The organism is Phaeacidiphilus oryzae TH49 (assembly GCF_000744815.1).
GTDB classification, from domain to species: domain Bacteria; phylum Actinomycetota; class Actinomycetes; order Streptomycetales; family Streptomycetaceae; genus Phaeacidiphilus; species Phaeacidiphilus oryzae.
This window is the reverse complement of sequence record NZ_JQMQ01000005.1, coordinates 4,346,962-4,365,991: the sequence shown is the minus strand read 5'-3', so window position 1 is coordinate 4,365,991 and position 19,030 is coordinate 4,346,962. Positions and strand designations below refer to the sequence as shown.

Annotated in this window: 15 protein-coding genes; 8 read left to right on the top strand and 7 right to left on the bottom strand. The window is 74.2% G+C overall.

Annotation, left to right across the window (positions count from 1 at the left end):
- Positions 1-114 precede the first annotated feature (114 nt).
- Both BS73_RS23185 and BS73_RS23180 read left to right on the top strand, forming a co-directional pair.
- The gene (locus BS73_RS23185; RefSeq protein WP_051940325.1) at positions 115-1,209 is read left to right on the top strand and encodes a hypothetical protein; all 1,095 of its coding nucleotides are present in this window, start codon (positions 115-117) and stop codon (positions 1,207-1,209) included.
- A 14-nt stretch (positions 1,210-1,223) separates the two neighbouring features.
- Entirely contained in the window at positions 1,224-3,107 is a 1,884-nt protein-coding gene (locus BS73_RS23180; RefSeq protein WP_063837052.1) for a DUF5691 domain-containing protein, read from the top strand.
- On the opposite strand, the gene BS73_RS23175 is transcribed toward BS73_RS23180, so the two are convergent.
- Positions 3,073-3,486, bottom strand: a complete 414-nt coding sequence (locus BS73_RS23175; protein WP_037580728.1) for a cobalamin B12-binding domain-containing protein — start codon at positions 3,484-3,486, stop codon at positions 3,073-3,075. The genes BS73_RS23180 and BS73_RS23175 overlap by 35 nt on opposite strands.
- A 491-nt stretch (positions 3,487-3,977) precedes the next feature.
- On the opposite strand from BS73_RS23175, the gene BS73_RS23170 reads away from it, so the two are divergent.
- On the top strand, positions 3,978-4,865 hold the full coding sequence (locus tag BS73_RS23170) for a lipase family alpha/beta hydrolase (protein ID WP_235215500.1): 888 nt from the start codon (positions 3,978-3,980) through the stop codon (positions 4,863-4,865).
- A gap of 280 nt (positions 4,866-5,145) precedes the next feature.
- A complete protein-coding gene (locus tag BS73_RS41015; protein WP_152617690.1) occupies positions 5,146-6,108 on the top strand; it encodes a M23 family metallopeptidase in 963 nt (320 codons plus the stop codon).
- A 55-nt stretch (positions 6,109-6,163) separates the two neighbouring features.
- On the opposite strand, the gene BS73_RS23160 is transcribed toward BS73_RS41015, so the two are convergent.
- From BS73_RS23160 to BS73_RS23140, 5 genes are all read right to left on the bottom strand, one after another.
- Entirely contained in the window at positions 6,164-8,779 is a 2,616-nt protein-coding gene (locus BS73_RS23160) for an ATP-dependent DNA helicase (RefSeq protein ID WP_037580724.1), read from the bottom strand.
- A gap of 350 nt (positions 8,780-9,129) precedes the next feature.
- Positions 9,130-9,891 (bottom strand): GntR family transcriptional regulator, encoded by a 762-nt coding sequence (locus BS73_RS23155; protein ID WP_037575486.1) that lies wholly within the window; start codon positions 9,889-9,891, stop codon positions 9,130-9,132.
- A 39-nt stretch (positions 9,892-9,930) separates the two neighbouring features.
- The gene (locus BS73_RS23150) at positions 9,931-10,764 is read right to left on the bottom strand and encodes an HpcH/HpaI aldolase/citrate lyase family protein (protein ID WP_037575483.1); all 834 of its coding nucleotides are present in this window, start codon (positions 10,762-10,764) and stop codon (positions 9,931-9,933) included.
- Positions 10,761-11,642: a dehydratase gene (locus BS73_RS23145; RefSeq protein WP_037580722.1), complete on the bottom strand. Its 882-nt coding sequence runs from the start codon at positions 11,640-11,642 to the stop codon at positions 10,761-10,763. The genes BS73_RS23150 and BS73_RS23145 overlap by 4 nt, the downstream gene beginning before the upstream one ends.
- A gap of 56 nt (positions 11,643-11,698) precedes the next feature.
- Positions 11,699-13,213, bottom strand: coding sequence for an MFS transporter (locus tag BS73_RS23140; RefSeq protein ID WP_051940320.1), 1,515 nt, complete (start codon positions 13,211-13,213; stop codon positions 11,699-11,701).
- A 229-nt stretch (positions 13,214-13,442) separates the two neighbouring features.
- On the opposite strand from BS73_RS23140, the gene BS73_RS23135 reads away from it, so the two are divergent.
- From BS73_RS23135 to BS73_RS23125, 3 genes are all read left to right on the top strand, one after another.
- Positions 13,443-14,711, top strand: a complete 1,269-nt coding sequence (locus BS73_RS23135) for an MmgE/PrpD family protein (RefSeq protein WP_051940318.1) — start codon at positions 13,443-13,445, stop codon at positions 14,709-14,711.
- A gap of 110 nt (positions 14,712-14,821) precedes the next feature.
- Positions 14,822-15,985 (top strand): CaiB/BaiF CoA transferase family protein, encoded by a 1,164-nt coding sequence (locus BS73_RS23130; RefSeq protein ID WP_037580717.1) that lies wholly within the window; start codon positions 14,822-14,824, stop codon positions 15,983-15,985.
- 32 nt (positions 15,986-16,017) lie between these two features.
- Positions 16,018-17,190 carry an acyl-CoA dehydrogenase family protein gene (locus tag BS73_RS23125; protein WP_037575480.1) on the top strand — a complete coding sequence of 391 codons (1,173 nt, stop codon included), beginning with the start codon at positions 16,018-16,020 and terminating at the stop codon, positions 17,188-17,190.
- Positions 17,191-17,404: 214 nt separating this feature from the next.
- On the opposite strand, the gene BS73_RS23120 is transcribed toward BS73_RS23125, so the two are convergent.
- Entirely contained in the window at positions 17,405-17,758 is a 354-nt protein-coding gene (locus BS73_RS23120) for a hypothetical protein (RefSeq protein WP_037580716.1), read from the bottom strand.
- 184 nt (positions 17,759-17,942) lie between these two features.
- Here BS73_RS23120 and BS73_RS23115 point away from each other — a divergent pair, with 184 nt between their 5' ends.
- Positions 17,943-19,022, top strand: coding sequence for a C40 family peptidase (locus tag BS73_RS23115; protein ID WP_037575477.1), 1,080 nt, complete (start codon positions 17,943-17,945; stop codon positions 19,020-19,022).
- The last annotated feature ends 8 nt before the right edge of the window (positions 19,023-19,030 follow it).

Genomic DNA, 19,030 nt, shown 5'->3' with positions numbered 1-19,030 from the left:
CCTCCCCGGAAGGTCCCTGGGAACAGGCTGCACCCGACCACTGACAATCCCCCGACGATCCGTCAAGTACCAGGTCAGAGGCGGTTGTCAGACCCCCGTACTAGCTTTCCCGCCATGGCAGCGAAGCCCGGAGGAACGCAGGGTCGGCAGCGGCGGCAGCAGCGGGACGACCGGATCACGGCCGGCGCCGCGGAACTGGAGCGCCGGCTCGCCGACGCGCTCGGGCCAGGCCTGGCCGAGGCCGCCGCGGACCCCCGCTCCCTCTCCGAGCCCGCGGCCCGGATGGTCGACGCCCAGGCGCCCGGACTCGCGGCCCGGCTACGGGAGTTGGCGACCATCCCGAGCAGCGGCCCGGACTGGCCGGACCGGCTGCTGGAGGAGTACGCGCTGCTCCATCTGCTGGCCGTGGGCTACGGCCGGCTCGGCGCCCTGCCGGCCCCTCTCGCGGCCACCGTCAGCACCCGCGTGGGCCGGCCCACCCCGACCGCCGAGGTGCTGGCGACGGGCCCCCGGCTGCGCGATCGCTGGCTGGTGCTGGGCCGCACGGAGACCGGCGAGGGCCCGCCCCGGCAGCCGCAGCAGTCGCAGTCGCAACCGGCAGCCCAGCGACCGGGCGCCCGGCAATCAACAGCTCAGCGGCCGACAGCCCAGCAATCGCCGCACCGGCTGACCGCCCGCAGGACCTGGCTGCTCGGCCGGAGCAGCGGCCGTATCGCACTGCTGCTGGCCTACGCGGGCCCAGGCCGCCCGATGCCCGGGCCGCTGCTGCCGGTCGGCCGAGAGCTGGCGGCCGAGGTGGCCTACTACCCGTCCGCCCTCCCACTCCGCGCGGTGCTCGCCGATCCGGCGGAGCCGATCGCGGAGGACGCCGCCGACGCCGGGCCGCCACCCGGCCGCAGCCTGACGGAGGCCCTCGCCGACTACACCGCCGCGCTCGCCGCCGATCCCTGGACGGACCGGATACCGGTGGTGCTGCGCGAGGTCGTCTGCCGCCCCGGACCGGAGGGCTGGCTGATCACCGAGCCGACCGGCGCCCGGTCCGTCCCGGTGGACGGTCGGTACGCCGTGGACACCGGCCTGTGGCGGCTCACCGCGGTCGGCGCGGGCCGGCCGCTGACCGTCTTCGGCGAGCTCGGTCACCGCGGCTTCGCCCCGGTGACCTGCTGGGCCCGGCACCCGGAGCCCTCCCCCGTCCCGGTCCACCGCTGATCCGAAGGCCCGCCATGGTTCCCGACACCGACCTCGCATGGGACGACCTGGTCGCCGCCGCCCTCCTCGGCACCGTCCGGCGGCCGTCCGCGCCGGAGCCGCGCGCCCTGCTGAACGCCTCCGCGACGGCGGCCCTCCGCCGCCGGGCGGGGTTGCGACCGGCCGAGTCCGCCGAGCCGCGAGGAACAGCGGGACCACCGGGAGTACCAGGAGCACCGGGAGTAACAGGAGCACCGGGACCAGCGAGACCGCAGGGCCCGCAGGGTCCGCCCCCGCACGACCCGCGTCCGCTGCCGCCGCCGGCCGCCCGGGCCCGGCTGGCCTGGCTGCTCGCGGCCGACCAGGACCGGTCGGGCGCCGCTCCGCTCGCCCCGGCCCTCGTCCCCCCGTACGAGCGGCCGCCCCGGCCGGCGCCCGAGACCGCGAACCGGCCCCAGCTCCTCGCCGACTGGCTGCGCCTGGCCCGCTCCGCCGGCTACCGGGCACCGGCCGAGCTGCTGCCCGAGCTGCTGGCGGCCGCGCGCGGCCGCAGCGAGCTGCGCGAGGACGTCGCCGCCCTGGCCGGCCCCCTCGGGCATTGGCTGGCCGGCCTCAACCCGAGCTGGTCCGCCCTGCTGCGCACCTCGGCCGCCGCCGAGCTGGAGGCGGCGGCGGAGACCGGGTCCGGCCGCCCCACCGGCGCCGCGCCCGCGGATCCCCATCGCATCTGGCAGGTGGGCCTGTTCACCGAGCGGATCAACCACCTCACCGCCCTCCGCAGGCGCGATCCGGCCGCCGCGCTGGCCCTGCTCCGCTCCGACTGGGCGCGGGAACGCGCGGAGGACCGCCTCCTCTTCCTGGACGCGCTGCAGGAGGGTCTCTCCGCCGCCGACGAGCCGTTCCTTGAAGAGGCCCTCTCCGACCGCTCCCCCAACGTCCGGCACACCGCCGCGGAGCTCCTCTCCACGCTGCCCGGCTCGGCGCTCGCCGGCCGGATGGCCGAGCGCGCCCAGGCAGCCGTCCGGATCGTCCGGGGCCCGGGCGGCCGCGGCTCACCGGCCCGCATCGCGGTCGATCCCCCGAGCGCCTGCGACGCCGGAATGCAGCGGGACGGAATACCCGTCAGATCGCCCACCGGCCGCGGCGACCGGGCGTTCTGGCTGGGTGAGATCACCGCCGCCGCCCCGCTCACCATCTGGTGCGGAGACGATTCCGCCGGCGACCCCGCGGACGGCTCGGCGGGCGAATCTGCAGGCGATTACGCGGGCGCCCCGGCCACTCCCGAGGCGCTGCTCCGCCTCCCGGTCGCCGACGGCTGGCGGGACGAGCTCCACGCGGCCTGGGCCCGAGCCGCCGTCCGCCAGGGCGACGCGGCCTGGGCGCGGGCGCTCCTCGACCTGCTCCCGCCGGGCGCGCCCCCGCCGCCGGGCCTGCTGACGGTGCTGCCGAAGGCCGAACGGGCGGAGTGGACCGCCCGCTTCGTCGCCCGGCACGGGCTCGCCGACGCCTTCCAGTCGCTGGCCGCCTGTCCCGCGCCCTGGCCCCCGCCGCTGGCCACGGCGGTGCTGTGCGCGCTGGTACGGGCGGCCGAGGCGGGTGCCTACCCATGGAGCCACAGCGGGGTGCTGGGCGCGGCCGAGCGCTCGCTGGCGCCCTCGGCGGCGGGTGAGGTCGCCGAGCGCGCCGCCGCCCCGGCGCTGGACCCGGCCTGGGCGGAGGTGCTGGACCGCCTCTCGGCGACGCTGCGGGTGCGCGCGGCCGTCCATGCCGAACTCACCGAGCCCCAGGCCGGGTACGAGACCAGGCCCCAGGCCGGGTACGAGACCGGGCCCCAGGCGGGGTGCGAACTCACGTCCCGGCCCGGCGCCACCCCCGGTCCAGCCGCTACGCAGCCGCCCCGGCCCGCAGATGCCCCTTGACCCATTCGACGATCTCGCCGGTCGACGCGCCGGGGGTGAAGACCTCCGCCACGCCGAGCTTCTTCAGCTCCGGAATGTCGGCCTCCGGGATGATCCCGCCGCCGAATACCGTGATGTCGGCGGCATCCCTTTCCCGGAGGAGTTCGACTACCTTGGCGCAGAGGGTCATATGCGCGCCGGAGAGAATGGACAGCCCGATGCCGTCCGCGTCCTCCTGGACGGCGGTGTCGACGATCTGCTCAGGGGTCTGGTGGAGGCCGGTGTAGATGACCTCCATGCCCGCGTCGCGCAGCGCCCGCGCGATCACCTTCGCGCCCCGGTCGTGCCCGTCCAGGCCAGGCTTGGCGACCACTACCCGGATCGGCCCGGTCATCTCCATCAACGCCTCCTGCGTTCTCGCGTCGTCGCGCATACGCCCTTGGGATACCCCGTCAACGCGCCTGCGTTAACGGCCGTTCCACGCCGTTGGAGGAACGTTAGCGCCGGGCGGCCGGAAAAACCGTTTCGGGCCGTCGGGCGAGGGGAGAATCACACCGGGACAGACGTTCATCGCGCGGCCCTCCCCGGTCCGACCGGCCGAAACCCACAGCTCGTCAGCTCCATCCGGCAAGGGGCGAGTTCGCGCGACGGTAGCCGCCCATCACTCGCCCGTGCTTTTCGTCCGGGATCAGGTGCGCCTCGGGGCAGTCCTTCTCACCCCGGTTTCATCGCATTCGCGCCTTCCCGTCCGAGCACTCGCCCCGCGGGTCGGCTTCCGTGATCGCGCACGAAGGAGTGTGCCGCCACCTCCATGTGCGCCTGCGCAGGGAAGTGGGGACGATCATGGTCAGCCTTCTCCGGTGCGCCGCGACCGCGGCCCGGGTGATGGGGATGGAATTCGCCGCACTCGCCGGGCATCTGCTGCTCTATCCATACGGCCTGACGCCCGAGCAACTCCCCGCCCTGCCAAGCCCTTCGGGCAACCGGAACACCACCGCGCCACCGGCCGCCGGCTCCCGGACCGGCACCCCCGCCGGCGAGCCGCGCCCGCACTGCGCCCATCTCCCGGAACCCGGCGGGGAGTCGTTCTCCGCATCCGAACCGGACTACTCGCCGGTCGTCCTGCTGCACGGGCTGATCGACAACCGCTCGGTGTTCACCCTGCTCCGGCAGAACCTCCTCCGGCACGGCTGGACCCGCGTCCACTGCGTCAACTACAGCCCCCTGACCAGCGACATTCGCTACGCGGCGGCCGACCTCGGCTACCAGGTCGAGCGGATCAGGGCCGCCTACGGCGGGGAGCGGGTGGCCGTCATCGGGCACAGCCTCGGCGGGCTGATCGGGCGCTACTACGTCCAGCGCCTCGCCGGCGACGAGCACGTCCACAGCCTGATCACGCTGGGCACCCCGCACTCCGGCACCCATCTCGCGCGCCTCCCCCACCTGCTGCCGATCGTCCGCCAGATGCGTCCGGGCAGCTCCCTGCTGACCGAGCTGCGGGCCCCCGCGCCCGGCTGCCGGACCAGGTTCACCTCGATCCGCGGCGGACTGGACGAGCTCGTCCTGCCCGGCTCCAGCGCAAGGATCGAGCACCCGGACCTGGCGGTCCGCAATCTGCTGGTGCCCCGGGTCGGCCACCTCGCACTGCCGGTGCACTACGGCACCATGGCGCTGGTCAGGGAGGCGCTGGCAACCGGTTACCCGACCGCCCCGGCGGCCCGCGCGCCCCGGCGGGAGGCGGCGCCGGACCGCCCCGCGGAGGCAACCGGCGCGGCCTGAGGGACACCTGAGCGACCGCCAACACGCCCAGCCGACACGGTTTGTAAGGCTTTCGTGACAGCGAGTACAGTCGCGCTCATTCTGTCCGCGGACCGGACGAGGTCGCCTCACCGCCATGTCGCTTGCCGCCCCCGCTCACCGCTTCACCCCCGCCGCCGGGGCCGAGAACCCGGGCCGGCCGCGGAGCCCGCAGGGCTCCGAGTCGGCCGGCCGGCACCGCGCGGGCCGAGCCGCCGGCCGGCGAGCCACCGGCCGCCGTGCGGCCGACCGACCCGCCACGGTGCGAACCAGCGCAGGAACCAGCGCCGGACCCACCGCCGGACCCACCGCCGGACCCAGCGCCGAAACCGGCGTCCGAACCAGCGCCCGGAGCGGCGCCCGCAAGGCCGGCCACCGGGCCGCGCCCTCCCCGCTGCGGGCCCTCCTCTCCCCGTCCGCACTGGCCTTGGGCGCGCTCGGCACCCTCAGCGCTCTGGGCGCGGCCGCGGTGGTCCTCGTCCCCGGCCTGGGCCGGATCGCCGGCGAGGTCGGCTCGGACGTGGCCGGGGCAGCCGGGATCGACCTAGCCGGCGACGGCGGAGCTCAAGCCGCCGCCGCGGACCGCACCCCCGCCGGATTCCCCGGCCAGAGCGGCCCGTCCGGCCAGCCGGGTCCGTCCGGCCAGCCGGGCCGGACCGGCGGACCGGCGGGCGCCTCCGCCGGCCGTCTCACCCGGGCCGAGGCCGACGCGGCCCTCGCCGCGCGCGTCCGCGACCGTACCGAGCACCATCTGGCCGCCGTCGCCGACGCCCAGCACCGGGCCCGCCAGGCCGCCGCGGACGCCGCGCGGGCCGCCGAGGCCCGCCGCCCGAAGTTCGAACTACCGGTCACCCAGAAGGGGTTGAGCGCCCTCTTCGGCGCGGTGGGCGAGCACTGGCTGCACCTCCACACCGGGATCGACTTCCCGGTCCAGGAGGGCACCCCCGTCCGCGCGGCCACCGACGGCACCGTCCACACCCTGTGGAACGACGACTACGGCCACATGGTCAAGGTCATCGCCCCCGACGGGACGCAGACCTGGTACTGCCACCTCAGCGGCTACCGGCTGACCCACGGCCGGGTACGGGCCGGGGAGGTGATCGCCTACTCCGGCGACACCGGCAACTCCACCGGCCCGCACCTCCACTTCGAGGTCCATCCGCACGGGGGCGAGGCCTCCGACCCGCTGCCCTGGCTGCTCGGCCACCACCTCGACCCGCGCTGACGGGCCGGGCGACGGCCGCCGGCCAGCGGCCGACAACCCTCAGGCGCTGCCCGCCCTAGAGCTTCTCCACCGGCGCGTACCGCAGCAGCAGCCGCTTCTCCCCGTTGGCGCCGAAGTCGATGGTGGCCTCCGCCTTGTCGCCGCTGCCCGCGACCGCGGCCACCGTGCCGAGGCCGAAGCGGTCGTGGGTGACCCGGTCGCCCACCGCGAGCGCCACCACCTCGCGCTCCCGGACCGTCCGGGCGCTCCGCCCCCAGCCGGCGGGGGCGGTCCGCCCGCCGCCGCCGGAGAGCGAGGAGGCCGAGCGCATCGCCGGCGGCGCGGCGGCCGCCGCAGTCCGCTTCTCCTCGACCAGCGTCGCCGGGATCTCGTCCAGGAACCTGGACGGCGGGTTGTACGAGGGCTGGCCCCAGGCGCTGCGCATGGCCGCCCGGGAGACGTAGAGCCGCTCGCGCGCCCGGGTCAGCCCGACGTAGGCGAGCCGGCGCTCCTCCTCCAGCTCCTTGGTCTGGCCGAGCGAGCGCATGTGCGGGAAGACCCCGTCCTCCATGCCGGTCAGGAAGACCACGGGGAACTCCAGGCCCTTGGCGGTGTGGAGGGTCATCAGCGTGATGACGCCCTGCGACTCGCCCTCCTCGTCCGGGATCTGGTCCGAGTCGGCGACCAGCGCCACCCGCTCCAGGAACTCCGCGAGACCGGCCGATCCGCCGCGCGCGGCGGGGGCGGCGTCCCCGTCCCCGTCCGCGCCCTCCGCCTCCGCGCCATCCGCCTCGGCGTCCTGCGTCTCCTCCCCGGAGGCCTGCTCCTCGGCGGCCTGCTCCTCGCCCAGCTGCTCGAACTCCAGCGCCACCGCGGCGAGTTCCTGGAGGTTCTCGATCCGGGTCTCGTCCTGCGGATCGGTCGAGGCCTGGAGTTCGGCCAGGTAGCCGGTCTCCTCCAGCACCGCCTCCAGGACCGTCGCCGGGCCCGCCCCGGACTCGACGACCGCGCGCAGCTTCTCCAGCAGCTCGTTGAACTTCTTGACCGCGTTCATCGACCGCGAGGCCATCCCGTAGGCCTCGTCCACCCGGCGCAGCGCCTGGGAGAAGGAGATCCGCTCGCGCAGCGCCAGCGCGTCCACCATGGCCTCGGCCCGGTCGCCGATCCCGCGCTTCGGCACGTTGAGGATCCGCCGCAGCGGAACGGTGTCCTCCGGATTGGCCAGCACCCGCAGGTAGGCCAGCACGTCCCGGACCTCCTTGCGCTCGTAGAAGCGCACCCCGCCGACCACCTTGTACGGCAGCCCGACCCGGATGAACACCTCCTCGAACACCCGCGACTGGGCGTTGGTCCGGTAGAAGACGGCGACGTCGCCGGGCCGTACGTCCCCGGCGTCGATCAGCCGGTCCACCTCGTCCGCGACGAACTGGGCCTCGCCGTGCTCGTCGTCCGCGACATACGAGACGATCTTCGTCCCGTCGGCCCCGGCGGTCCACAGCTTCTTGGCCCGCCGGTTGGTGTTCTTCTCGATCACCGAGTTGGCGGCGCTCAGGATCGTCTGGGTGGAGCGGTAGTTCTGCTCCAGCAGGATGGTCACGGCATCCGGGTAGTCCTCCTCGAAGTCGAGGATGTTCCGGATGGTCGCGCCGCGGAAGGCGTAGATCGACTGGTCGGCGTCGCCGACCACGCAGAGCTCGGCCGGCGGCACCTCCGCCAGCCCGGCCTGCGCCGGGTTGACCAGCTCACCGTCCACCGTCCGCTTGGGCGCGCTGCCGGCGGCCCCGCCGCTGAGCTCCCGGACCAGCATGTACTGGGCGTGGTTGGTGTCCTGGTACTCGTCGACCAGGATGTGCCGGAATCGCCTGCGGTAGTGCTCGGCGACGTCCGGGAAGGCCTGGAGCAGGTGCACCGCCGTCATGATGATGTCGTCGAAGTCCAGCGCGTTGGCCTCGCGCAGCCGCCGCTGGTAGAGGGTGTACGCCTCGGCGAGCTGGCGCTCCATCGGGTTGCTCGCCTGGGCGGCGTAGGTCTCCTCGTCGATGAGCTCGTTCTTGAGGTTGGAGACCTTGGCGCTGAAGGACTTCGGCGGGAACTGCTTCGGGTCCAGGTCCAGGTCCCGGCAGACCAGGCCCATCAGCCGCTGGGCGTCCGTGCCGTCGTAGATGGAGAAGCTCGACGTGAAGCCGAGCCGCTTGCTCTCCCGCCGCAGGATCCGGACGCAGGCGCTGTGGAAGGTGGACACCCACATCGCGTTGGCCCGCGGGCCGACCAGCGCCTCGACGCGCTCCCGCATCTCGGCGGCGGCCTTGTTGGTGAAGGTGATCGCCAGGATCTCGCCGGGCCGCACGCCGCGGGCGGCCAGCAGGTACGCGATCCGGTGGGTCAGCACCCGGGTCTTGCCGGACCCGGCGCCGGCCACGATCAGCAGCGGTGAGCCGGCGTGCAGCACGGCCTCGCGCTGCTGCGGGTTCATCCCGTCGAGCAGCTGCGCGGCATCGGCGACGGTACGCGGGGAGCCGTTGCCGTGGTAGCGGCCGGCGGTGGCCATGCCGGTGGACGGCGGCTGGTCGAAGACGCCGTCGAAGAGGTCCGCCGGAAGCTCCTCCTCGTACGGGGCGGGCTCGGCGTCGCCCCCGGGGGCGGGCTCCAGACCGGGAAGCGGGATGTCATCGTCAAACAGGCTGCTGCTCATCAATCGACGAGTCTAGTTGCCCCCCAGTCCCGCCCCTCCCCGTTTCCCGGGGCTGCCGCCCCGGACCTCGCTGAGCAGCCCCGAACGCAGGCCCGAAGGGCCAAGTAAGGGGCGCGGGGAACTGCGCGCCCAGCCTCCCCCACGCCTTGACGGCGCGGGGGGACCCCCATCGGCGCCGCACCCGGCTGGGGGGTCCCCCCTGCTCGAAGAGCTTGGGGGAGGCCACCGGGTTGCAACCCGGACTCCGCTGCCGACTGCGGGCAGTCGATGGCCGGGCGCGCAGTTCCCCGCGCCCCTGAAGTCGCTGCGCGACTTTGCGGGGCCGCTGAAGCGGGGGCCGGGGCAGGAGACTACAACCCCCCGCCCCCCGGCGAGCGTCGCAGATGCACGCGGTACGAGTACTGCTCCGGCAGGAACCAGCTGATCGCCAGTTCCACCCGCCGCCCCGCTGCCGTGCTGTACAGCCGGTCGATCCGCAGCACCGGCCGCCCCGCCTCGCACCCCAGCGCCTCGGCCGTCGCCGCCCCCGCCTCGCCCACGGTGATCGACTGCTCGGCGTCCGTGATCGGGCTCTCCAGCCGGGTGTCCAGCAGCCCGATCACCGTCGCCCGGCTCTCCACACCCGGCGAGGCCAGCTCCGGCGCGTCCCGCAGCAGCTCCCCCACGTCCGGCGGCAGCCAGATCACGGTGTGGCAGAACGGCGCCCCGTCGTGCAGCCGCCGGAAGGAGAAGGTCTGCAACGCGTCGGAGTCCAGCCGCAGCCGCCCCGCCGCGTCCACGTCGACCCGCCGCTGCAGCCCGGTGACGATCTGCATCGTGGTGTCGATGGACAGCCCCATCAGGTCGTCGACCGACCCGAACTGCCGCAGGTACCGGCCGTCCCGCGGGGCCGCGAAGGTGCCCCGGCCGGGGACCCGGTGCACCAGCCCCTCGGCGACCAGGTCCTGGAAGGCCCGCCGCACGGTCTGCCGGCTGATCCGGTAGGTCTCGGCCAGCTCCGCCTCGGTCGGCAGCTTGACGTCCGGCGGGTACTTGCCGTCCCGCAGGTCGGCCCGCAGATCGTCGGCCAGCCGCTGGTACGCGCTGACCCCGCGGGCACCCTTCGCCGTCACACCACTTCCTCGATCGCAGGACCCTCTTCCGGAAGGCGGTCAGTCTACCGACGCGATCAGCCGCCGGGCGCGTTCCCAGACCGGCCGGTCCACCATCTTGCCGTCGACCACCGTCAGCTCGGTGCCGGTCGGCGCCGCCGCCAGCACCCGCCGGGCCCACTCCAGCTCCCGCTCCGCCGGCCCGAACTCCTCCACGACCGGGCCCAGCTGGCGCGGATGGAGGCACAGCTTCGCGGTGAAGCCGAGCCGCCGCCCCTCCCGCGCGTCGGCCCGCAGCGCGGCCTCGTCCCCGAGATCCGTGGTGACCCCGTCGACCGGCCCGGGGCGCCCGGCGGCCGCCGAGGCCAGCACCACCCGCGAGCGGGCGTACCGCAGCGCCTCCGCGTCGGCCGCGTCCACCCCGAGCTCCGTGGAGAGGTCCACGTTGCCGAAGGCCAGCCGCGCCACCCCGGCGGCCCGGGCCAGCGCCGAGGCCCCCTCGACCCCCTCGGCCGTCTCGACCAGGGCGAGCACCGCGGACCGCCCGCCGGTCCTGCGGACGATCTCCTCCGGCACCGCCGGGTCCGCCGCCTTGGGCAGCATCACCGGGCAGCCGCGGCCGACCACCAGCGCGAGGTCGTCCGCGAACCACGGCGTCCCGGCGCCGTTGATCCGTACGACCGCGCGGTTGCCGCGCCCCAGCCAGCCGTCCACGGCGTCCCGGGCCGCCTCCTTCTCCCCGGGGGCGACCGCGTCCTCCAGGTCGACCACCACCATGGCCCGCCGGCCGGCCGCGGCGGCCACCGCGGCCACCGCCCTGTCGAAGCGATCGGCCCGCGCCCCCGGCACGAACAGCAGCGCCCGGGCCTCGGCCAGGCCCCCGTCCCCGCTCATCCGAACACCGCCTCGCCGGTCGCGTGCTCGCCGTCCCGTACGGTGGCGACGCGCAGCCGCGCCCCGCTGCCGTCCCCGGCCGGCTCACCGCAGGCCAGCAGGTGCTCGCCGGCGAAGACCGGCTTGCGCAGCCGGTACGCGTAGCTGCGCAGCGGACGCCCGGGGGCCTCGCGCCGGCACAGCTCCAGCATGGTGAGGGCGAGCAGCGGCCCGTGGACGACGAGCCCGGGGTAGCCCTCGACCCCGGTGACGTACGGCTGGTCGTAGTGGATCCGATGGGTGTTCGCGGTCAGCGCGCTGACCCTGAACAGCTCCTCCGCGCCCGGCCGCAGCGCCAACTGCCACTCCTCGTCCGCCTTCGGACGGCTCGTCAGATCGAGGTCGGGGCCGGCCACCGGGGGACGCCCGTCGCCGATCCGGTAGACGATGTCCTGCTCCTCGACCACCCGGACCTCGCCGCCCTGGGCGAACTCGCTGACCACGGTGACGAAGAGGATGTCGCCGCTGCGTCCCCGCTTGGCCCTGACCGGCCCCAGCCGGCTGGTCCTGACCGCCTCTCGGCCGATGATCAGCGGCGACTCGATCCGCAGCCTGCCGCCCGCGAACATCCGGCGGCGCTGCGGCAGAGGCGGCAGGAAGTGCCCGGCGGCGGGGTGGCCGTCCTCGCCGAGGGCGCTCTGCCGCGGCCACTCCAGGAAGTAGAGCCAGTGCCAGAGCAGGGGCAGCGGATCCCCCTCCCGGGCGACCGGCTCCGCCAGGTCGTAGACCGCGGAGAGGCCGGCGACCGGGGCGGCCGCCATGGCGTCCCGCTCGGTCGTCTCGCCCGGGTGCCAGTCCCGTTCGACCTTCCGCATCAGCTCGGCCGGGTCACCGCTCATCATTCACGCACCTCCGCAGAGTCGATCAGTTGCCGTCCGAAGCACCGGGGCCCGGTTCAGGACTCCCCGTGCAGCTCCTCCAGCGAGCTGCCCCGGGTCCGCAGCCCGAGCAGGGCCACCACGAGCGCCGCCACCAGCCACACCCCGGCCACGAATCCGAAGACCGCGACGTAACCGAGCCCGGGCGCGGTGTAGACGGCCGCGATGAGGAACGGCGCCGCCACGTTGGCCGCCCGCCCGGTGCCGTTGGCCAGGCCCGATCCGGCGGTCCGCAGCCGGGTCGGGAAGTACTCGGGAGTGTAGGAGTAGAGCACCGCGATGAAGCACTGGGAGAGCGCGGAGACCAGCACGCCGAAGACCATGATGGCGGCCGCCCCGCCGCTCAGCCCGTAGCCGATCCCCAGCGCGGTGATGATCAGACCGAGCACCACCGCGAGGTGCTTGCGCTGGAAGCGGTCGATGAACGGGGCGGCGAGGAAGGCGCCGGGGACGGCGCCGATGGTGGTCACCGCGGACATCGTCATCGACTTGGCGAAGTCGTGCCCATGGTCGACGAGGAGGGTCGGCACCCAGGACTGGAAGCCGTAGAAGCCGGTCAGCGCGAACGCCCAGAGCACCATGATGACCAGGGTGTTGCGCAGCTGCCCGGCCCGGAACAGCTCGCCGAAGGCCGCCTTCGGCGGCGGCACGGCCTCGGCGGGCGCACTCTCGGCAGTGCCGGCCACCACGTCGGACCCGGTGCCGGGCGCACTGTCGCCCGCGGTGCCGGTGCCGGTGCCGGTGCCGCGGTCTGGCCCGTGGTCGGCCGCGATGTCGGCCGCGGTGTCCACCGCGGTGTCCGCCGCGACGGCACTGGGCGCGAACCGCCGCACCACCTCGACGGCCTCCTCGGCCCGCCCGCGCGCCAGCAGCCAGCGCGGCGACTCCGGAAGCCGCCACAGGAACGGCAGCAGCAGGAAGCCGAGGGCGCCGAAGACGAACAGCCAGCGCCAGGAGCCGGGGGTGTCCACGGTGACCGCGCGGGCCCCGAAGGCCACGATCGGGATGCCGATCAGCCCCACCCCGAGCGCCACCGCCTGGAAGCGGCCGCGCTGCCGGGTGGGCGTCACCTCGGAGAGGTAGGAGATCGCGATGGCGGTCATCGCGCCGAGCCCGCAACCGGTGAGGGACCGGGTGACGGCCATCTCGCCGGGCGCCGAGACCAGTGCGTTGACCAGCGAGGCCAGCGAGAAGAGCAGCACCGAGACGGTCATTCCGGCCCGCCGCCCGATCCGGTCGGCCAGCCGGCCGCCGATCACCGAGCCGATCGCCATCCCGCCGAAGCCGGTGGCGGTGACCAGCGCGACGTCGTCGACGGTGAAGCCGTGCCGGTCGCGCAGCACGGGCGCGGCGTAGGCGAAGGTGTTCAGGTCGGCGAGGTCGAAGAGGAACATCGCACTGACGGTGAGCAGCACCCGCCGGTGCAGTGCGCCGACGGCCGAGTCGCCGAGCGCCGCCAGTGCGGAGCGCGCCCGGACGGTGGCCGCCGCGGCAGGGGCGGCGGCGGGGGAAAGAGGAGTCGGGGTCGCCATCGACCGAACCTCCGGGGTGTGGACCAGGTCAGGACAGTTGGCCGATTGATACGTACAAAGTGGCGTCACCGTACGGCCCAGTCACTCGGCCGGTCAAGGGTTGTCCGCTCCGAACCGCGTAAGCGAAGGGATCCGCAGCTCAGGACGCACCATTGACAGTCAGACCAAATGGCCGTACAAATCAGAGCAGCCACGCCAGCCGTCACGACGATGTGAGACGGAGGACCCCGTGTCCGAAGCGACCGCGACCCCAGGCCCGCCCCGGCCGACCGTCGCCGCCACCCTCGCCGCCTGGGCCCACGGGTACCGGCCGGACGCCGACGACCTGGCCCTCGCCGACCGGGCGCTGACCGACACCCTCGCGGTGGCCCTGGCCGCCCGCGAGGACGCCCTCCGGCCGATCGCCGCCGGACTCCCGGCTGCCGCCCGCTGGGCCGCGATGGCGCACGTCCTCGACTTCGACGACCTCCACACCGACACCACCACCCACATCTCGGTGGTCACCGTCCCCGCCGTGCTCGCCGCCGGCGGCGGGGACGCGGGCGCCCGGGCATACCTCGCCGGCGCCGGGGTCTTCGCCCGGCTGGCCGCCCGCCTCGGCTGGCGGCACTACGCCGAGGGCTGGCACATCACCTGCACCGCGGGCGCCCCGGCGGCGGCCGTCGCGGCGGGCGTGGCCTACGGATTGACGCCGGAGCAGCTGGCCACCGCGATGGCCCTGGCGGTCCCCGCGGCCGGCGGAGTCCAGGAGGCCTTCGGCACCCACGGCAAGTCCCTCCAGGTCGGCTTCGCCGCCGAGGCGGGCGTGCGCGCGGCCCGGCTGGCCCGCGCCGGCGCGACCGCCGACCCACGCGCCCTCGACTCCTGGCTGCGCAAGCTCGGCGCCGACCCCGAGGCGGAAGAGCCGCTTCCGGCGAGCCCCGCCGTCCCCGGCGGCCTCGCCATCAAGCTCTTCCCCTGCTGCTACGCCATGCAGCGGCCGATCGCCGCCCTCCGCGAGCTCAAGGACCGTACGGACGGCCGGGAGATCTCCCGGGTCACCGTCACCACCCCGGCCGGCACCGTCCACCCGCTGATCCACGCCCGGCCGTCCACCGGCCTTGAGGGCAAGTTCTCCCTCCCCTACGCCGTGGCCACCGCGCTGGTCGACGACTACCCGGGCTTCGCCGCCTTCACCGACGCCTCCGTCCGCCGCCCGGAGGCGCGGGCCCTGATCGAGCGGACCGCCGAGGAGCGCCTGCCGATCGAGACCGAGAACCTCCTGGAGGGCGAGGTCTCGATCGAGGTCGAGCTGGCCGGCGGCGAGCGCCTCCACACCGCGATGACCCTGCCACCGGGCGCTCCCGGCCGCCCGCCGACCGACGAGGAGCTGGCCGGCAAGCTGGCCGCCTGCGGCCCCGACGTTCCCGCCCTGCTGGCCGGCATCGACTGGACCGGCGGCGCCGAACTCCTCGCCAAGACCTACCCGCTGACGCTCCCTCAGGAGGAGAAGGCGTGACCGCGCACAGCGACGACCTCCCGGAGAACCGCCCCGAGGACGAGAACCGGCCGGACGACCTCCCGGACGACCTCCCGGACGACCTCCCGGACGACCTCCCGCTCGCCGGAATCACCGTGGTCAGCCTGGAGCAGGCGGTGGCCGCCCCCTTCGCCACCCGCCAGCTCGCCGACCTCGGGGCCAGGGTCATCAAGATCGAGCGCCCCGGCGGCGGCGACTTCGCCCGCCGCTACGACACCTCGGTGCACGGCACCTCCTCCTACTTCGTCTGGCTGAACCGCTCCAAGGAGTCGCTCAGCCTGGACCTCAAGCAGGACGGCGCCAAGGAGATCCTCCACCAACTCCTCGCCGAGGCCGACGTGTTCGTGCAGAACCTGGCCCCGGGCGCGGCCGACCGCCTCGGCCTGGGCGCGGCCGAACTCCAGTCCCGCTACCCGAGGCTGATCCCCTGCACGGTCTCCGGCTACGGAACCGACGGCCCGTGGGCCGACCGCAAGGCCTACGACCTGCTGATCCAGTGCCAGACCGGCCTGGTCTCGCTCACCGGCACCGCCGAGGAGGCGGCCCGGGTCGGCGTCTCGGTCGCCGACATCGCCGCCGGGATGTACGCCTACTCCGGCATCCTCACCGCGCTCTTCACCCGCGCCACCACCGGCCGGGCCCGCCCGGTCGAGGTCTCGCTCTTCGAGGCGCTGGCCGAGTGGATGAACCAGCCCGCCTACTACACCCGCTTCACCGGCACCCAGCCGCCGCGGGTCGGCACCCAGCACGCCACCATCGCCCCGTACGGCGCGTACACCGCCGCCGACGGCAAGGACGTCCTCTTCTCGATCCAGACCGAGCGCGAGTGGGCGGCCGTGTGCGCCGAGTTCCTCGGCGACCCGGCCCTGGCCACCGACCCGCGGTTCGCCACCCAGGGCGACCGCGTGGCCAACCGCCCGGCCCTGAACGCGATCATCGCCGAGCGCTTCTCCCGCTCCGACAGCAGCGAGATCCAGAAGGAGCTGGACCGGATCGCGGTCGCCAACGCGGGCGTGAACAGCGTCGCCGAGTTCCTCGACCACCCCGTCCTCTCCGGCCGCGGCCGCTGGCGGGAGGTCGCCGTCCCCGGCGGGGCCGCCGTACCGGCCCTGCTGCCGCCGGCCGACCTGGCCGGGGTCAGCCCCCGGATGGGCCCGGTCCCGTCCCCCGGCGAGCACACCGACGCGATCCTCGCCTCCCTCGGCCGCGGCCCCGAGGAGATCGCCGCCCTCCGCGCCCGCAAGGCCGTCTGACGCCCCCCACCCCCTTCCAGGAGCCACCCGCAATGAGCACCCTCGACACCCTCGGCGAGGACGAGCGCTTCGTCGTCCAGACCGTTCGCGACTTCGTCAACAAGGACGTCAAGCCGGTCGTCAACGAGCTCGAACACGCCAACACCTATCCCGAGGCGCTCATCGAGAAGATGAAGCAGCTCGGCATCTACGGCCTGGCCATCCCCGAGGAGTACGGCGGCAACGCCGTCTCCATGCCCTGCTACGTGCTGGTCACCGAGGAGCTGGCGCGCGGCTGGATGTCCCTGGCCGGCGCGATGGGCGGGCACACCGTGGTCGCCAAACTGCTGCTCAACTTCGGTACGGAGGAGCAGAAGCGCCGCTACCTCCCGAGGATGGCCACCGGCGAGATCCGCGCCACGATGGCCCTCACCGAGCCCGGCGGCGGCTCCGACCTGCAGAACATGCGCACGGTCGCGCGCCGGGCCGAGGACGGGTCCTACCTGGTCAACGGCTCCAAGACCTGGATCACCAACTCCCGCCGCTCGCAGCTGATCGCGCTGCTCTGCAAGACCGACCCGGAGGCCAGCCCCGCCCACAAGGGGATCTCCATCCTGCTGGTCGAGCACGGCCCCGGTCTTACGGTCTCCCGCGACCTCCCCAAGCTGGGCTACAAGGGCGTCGAGAGCTGCGAACTCTCCTTCGAGGACTACAGGGCGGCGCCGGACGCCGTGCTCGGCGGGGCGGAGGGGGCCGGCTTCCCCCAGATGATGAAGGGCCTGGAGACCGGCCGCCTCCAGGTCGCCGCCCGAGCCCTCGGCGTCGGCAAGGCCGCGCTGGAGGACGCCCTGGCGTACTCCCAGGAGCGGGAGTCCTTCGGCAAGCCGATCTGGAAGCACCAGTCCATCGGCAACTACCTGGCCGACATGGCCACCTCCCTGACCGCCGCCCGCCAGCTCACCCTGTACGCGGCGCGGGAGGCGGACGCCGGCCGGCGGGTCGACATGGAGGCCGGCATGGCGAAGCTCTTCGCCTCCGAGACGGCGATGACCATCGCCCTCAACGCGGTCCGCATCCACGGCGGCTACGGCTACTCCACCGAGTTCGACGTGGAACGCTACTTCCGGGACGCCCCCCTGATGATCGTCGGCGAAGGCACCAACGAGATCCAACGCAACGTCATCGCCGCCCAGTTGATCAAGCGCGGCGGCCTCGACGCCGAGTGACCCCAGCACCGCCCCGGCGCAGCGCCGCAGGCGCAAGTAGGGGCGCGGGGAACTGCGCGACCAGCCCACTACGGCGCCGCACCCGCCGACGCACGCCCCCGTTGCCGCCCCTCCCGCGTCCCTCCGGTGCGGGAAGGGCCACGGGGAAAAGCAAAACGGCGCCGCACCCCCCGATAGGGGTCCAGCACCGTCGCGCAGACTCACACCGCCGCCGCTACTGCCACAGCGTCGCGATGAAGATGTTGACCAGCGTCAACCCGCCGATCGCTCCCACCACACCCTTCCCCGGCTTCTCCTCGCTCCGGTTCACATAGATCAGCCCGAGGATCACCACCAGCACAACGATCTTGATCCCGATCTTGATCATGTTCGGGTGGGAGTGGTTCATCTCGTTGAACCCGACCAGCAGAACGCCGGTGACCAGCATGGTGAGCGCCCCATGCAGCATCGCGGGAACGACGCGCACGTCGCCCGACTTGAAGCTCTTCATCTGGGTGAGGAACCCACCCAGCAGAGCCGCGATACCGATGATGTGCAGGGCGACGAAGAAATCAATGAGCTCGGACACGGGCTCGATCGTACCCACGCACAATCGGCACTTCGGACGCCCCCCTCACAGCCGTTAACGCGCACCCCGTGATCGATTCCACCCAGATACGACCAGCCCCGAAACTTCCCAGGCGAACCGCTTCACCCCGGGGTTAGCGTCCCGGTTCCAGACCCCCCGTCTGGAAGGACCAGTGGTATCCGCCATGGCCGCCAAGAAGCAGACCGCCCAGAAGCAGCCCGGCAAGCACCGAAAACCCCGGCGCCTGACCGCCCGCACCGCTCGCGCCCGTACGGCCGCCCGCAGCGCCGCCGGCCTCACCGCCGCAGCCGCCGCCTCGGTGGGCGTCATCGCCGATCCCGGCAGCGCCGACGCCGCCCAGAACAGGCCGACCACCCCCAGCCAGGCCCGCGCCGAGATCGACCGCCTGTACCAGCAGTCCGAGCGGGAGACCCAGGACTACGACCAGGCCACCACCCGCCTCCGCGCCCTCCAGCGCCGGGCGGACGAGGACCGCACCCGGCTCGCCCGCGGCCAGGCCGCCCTGGAGTCCACCCGCACCGCCCTCGGCGCGGTCGCCGCCGCCCAGTACCGCACCGGCGCGTTCACCGAGAGCTTCCGGCTCGCCTTCTCCGGCAGCCCCGACCGCTTCCTCGCCCAGGCCGGCGCCCTCAACCAGGTCACCCAGGCCGAGAAGCACGTCCTCGACCAGTACGGCCGCCAGGTTCGCGCCCTGACCGCGGACCGCGCGGCCGCCGAGGCCGCGGTGGCCCGGGCGAGCGCCGAGCAGCAGCGCCTGGCGCAGGCCAAGGACCGGATCAGGAGCGACCTCGCCCAGGCCCAGCACCTCCTCTCCAGCCTCACCGCGGCCGACCAGGTGAGTCTGGAGAAGGCGGGTTCGACGACTCCCCCGGCCTCCACCGCGCCGGCGCCCGACGCGGTCGCCGCGGCCGTCGTCGCCTTCGCCGAGGCCCAGCTCGGCAAGCCCTACGCGTGGGGCGCCGCGGGCCCGGACGCGTACGACTGCTCGGGACTGACCGAGAAGGCGTACGCGGCGGCCGGGATATCCCTCCCCCGCACCACCTACCAGCAGGTCGACGTCGGCCGCCGGATCCCGGTCTCCCAGCTCGCCCCGGGCGACCTGGTCTTCTACTACTCGGGCCGGAGCCACGTCGGCATCTACGTGGGCGGCGGGAAGATCATCCACGCCCCGCATCCCGGCGCGCCGGTCCGCTACGCGCCGCTGGACTCGATGCCGATCAGCGCCGCCACCCGCCCGGCCTGAGCCCTCGG

Bases quoted from the DNA above. Each gene is read 5' to 3' on its own strand.
- BS73_RS23160 (WP_037580724.1), bottom strand. From the start codon at position 8,779: ATGAGCAGCAGCCTGTTTGACGATGACATCCCGCTTCCCGGTCTGGAG.
- BS73_RS23180 (WP_063837052.1), top strand. From the start codon at position 1,224: ATGGTTCCCGACACCGACCTCGCATGGGACGACCTGGTCGCCGCCGCC.
- BS73_RS23140 (WP_051940320.1), bottom strand. From the start codon at position 13,213: ATGGCGACCCCGACTCCTCTTTCCCCCGCCGCCGCCCCTGCCGCGGCG.
- BS73_RS23170 (WP_235215500.1), top strand. From the start codon at position 3,978: ATGGAATTCGCCGCACTCGCCGGGCATCTGCTGCTCTATCCATACGGC.
- BS73_RS23125 (WP_037575480.1), top strand. From the start codon at position 16,018: ATGAGCACCCTCGACACCCTCGGCGAGGACGAGCGCTTCGTCGTCCAG.
- BS73_RS23185 (WP_051940325.1), top strand. From the start codon at position 115: ATGGCAGCGAAGCCCGGAGGAACGCAGGGTCGGCAGCGGCGGCAGCAG.
- BS73_RS23175 (WP_037580728.1), bottom strand. From the start codon at position 3,486: ATGGAGATGACCGGGCCGATCCGGGTAGTGGTCGCCAAGCCTGGCCTG.
- BS73_RS23150 (WP_037575483.1), bottom strand. From the start codon at position 10,764: ATGAGCGGGGACGGGGGCCTGGCCGAGGCCCGGGCGCTGCTGTTCGTG.
- BS73_RS23115 (WP_037575477.1), top strand. From the start codon at position 17,943: ATGGCCGCCAAGAAGCAGACCGCCCAGAAGCAGCCCGGCAAGCACCGA.
- BS73_RS23145 (WP_037580722.1), bottom strand. From the start codon at position 11,642: ATGAGCGGTGACCCGGCCGAGCTGATGCGGAAGGTCGAACGGGACTGG.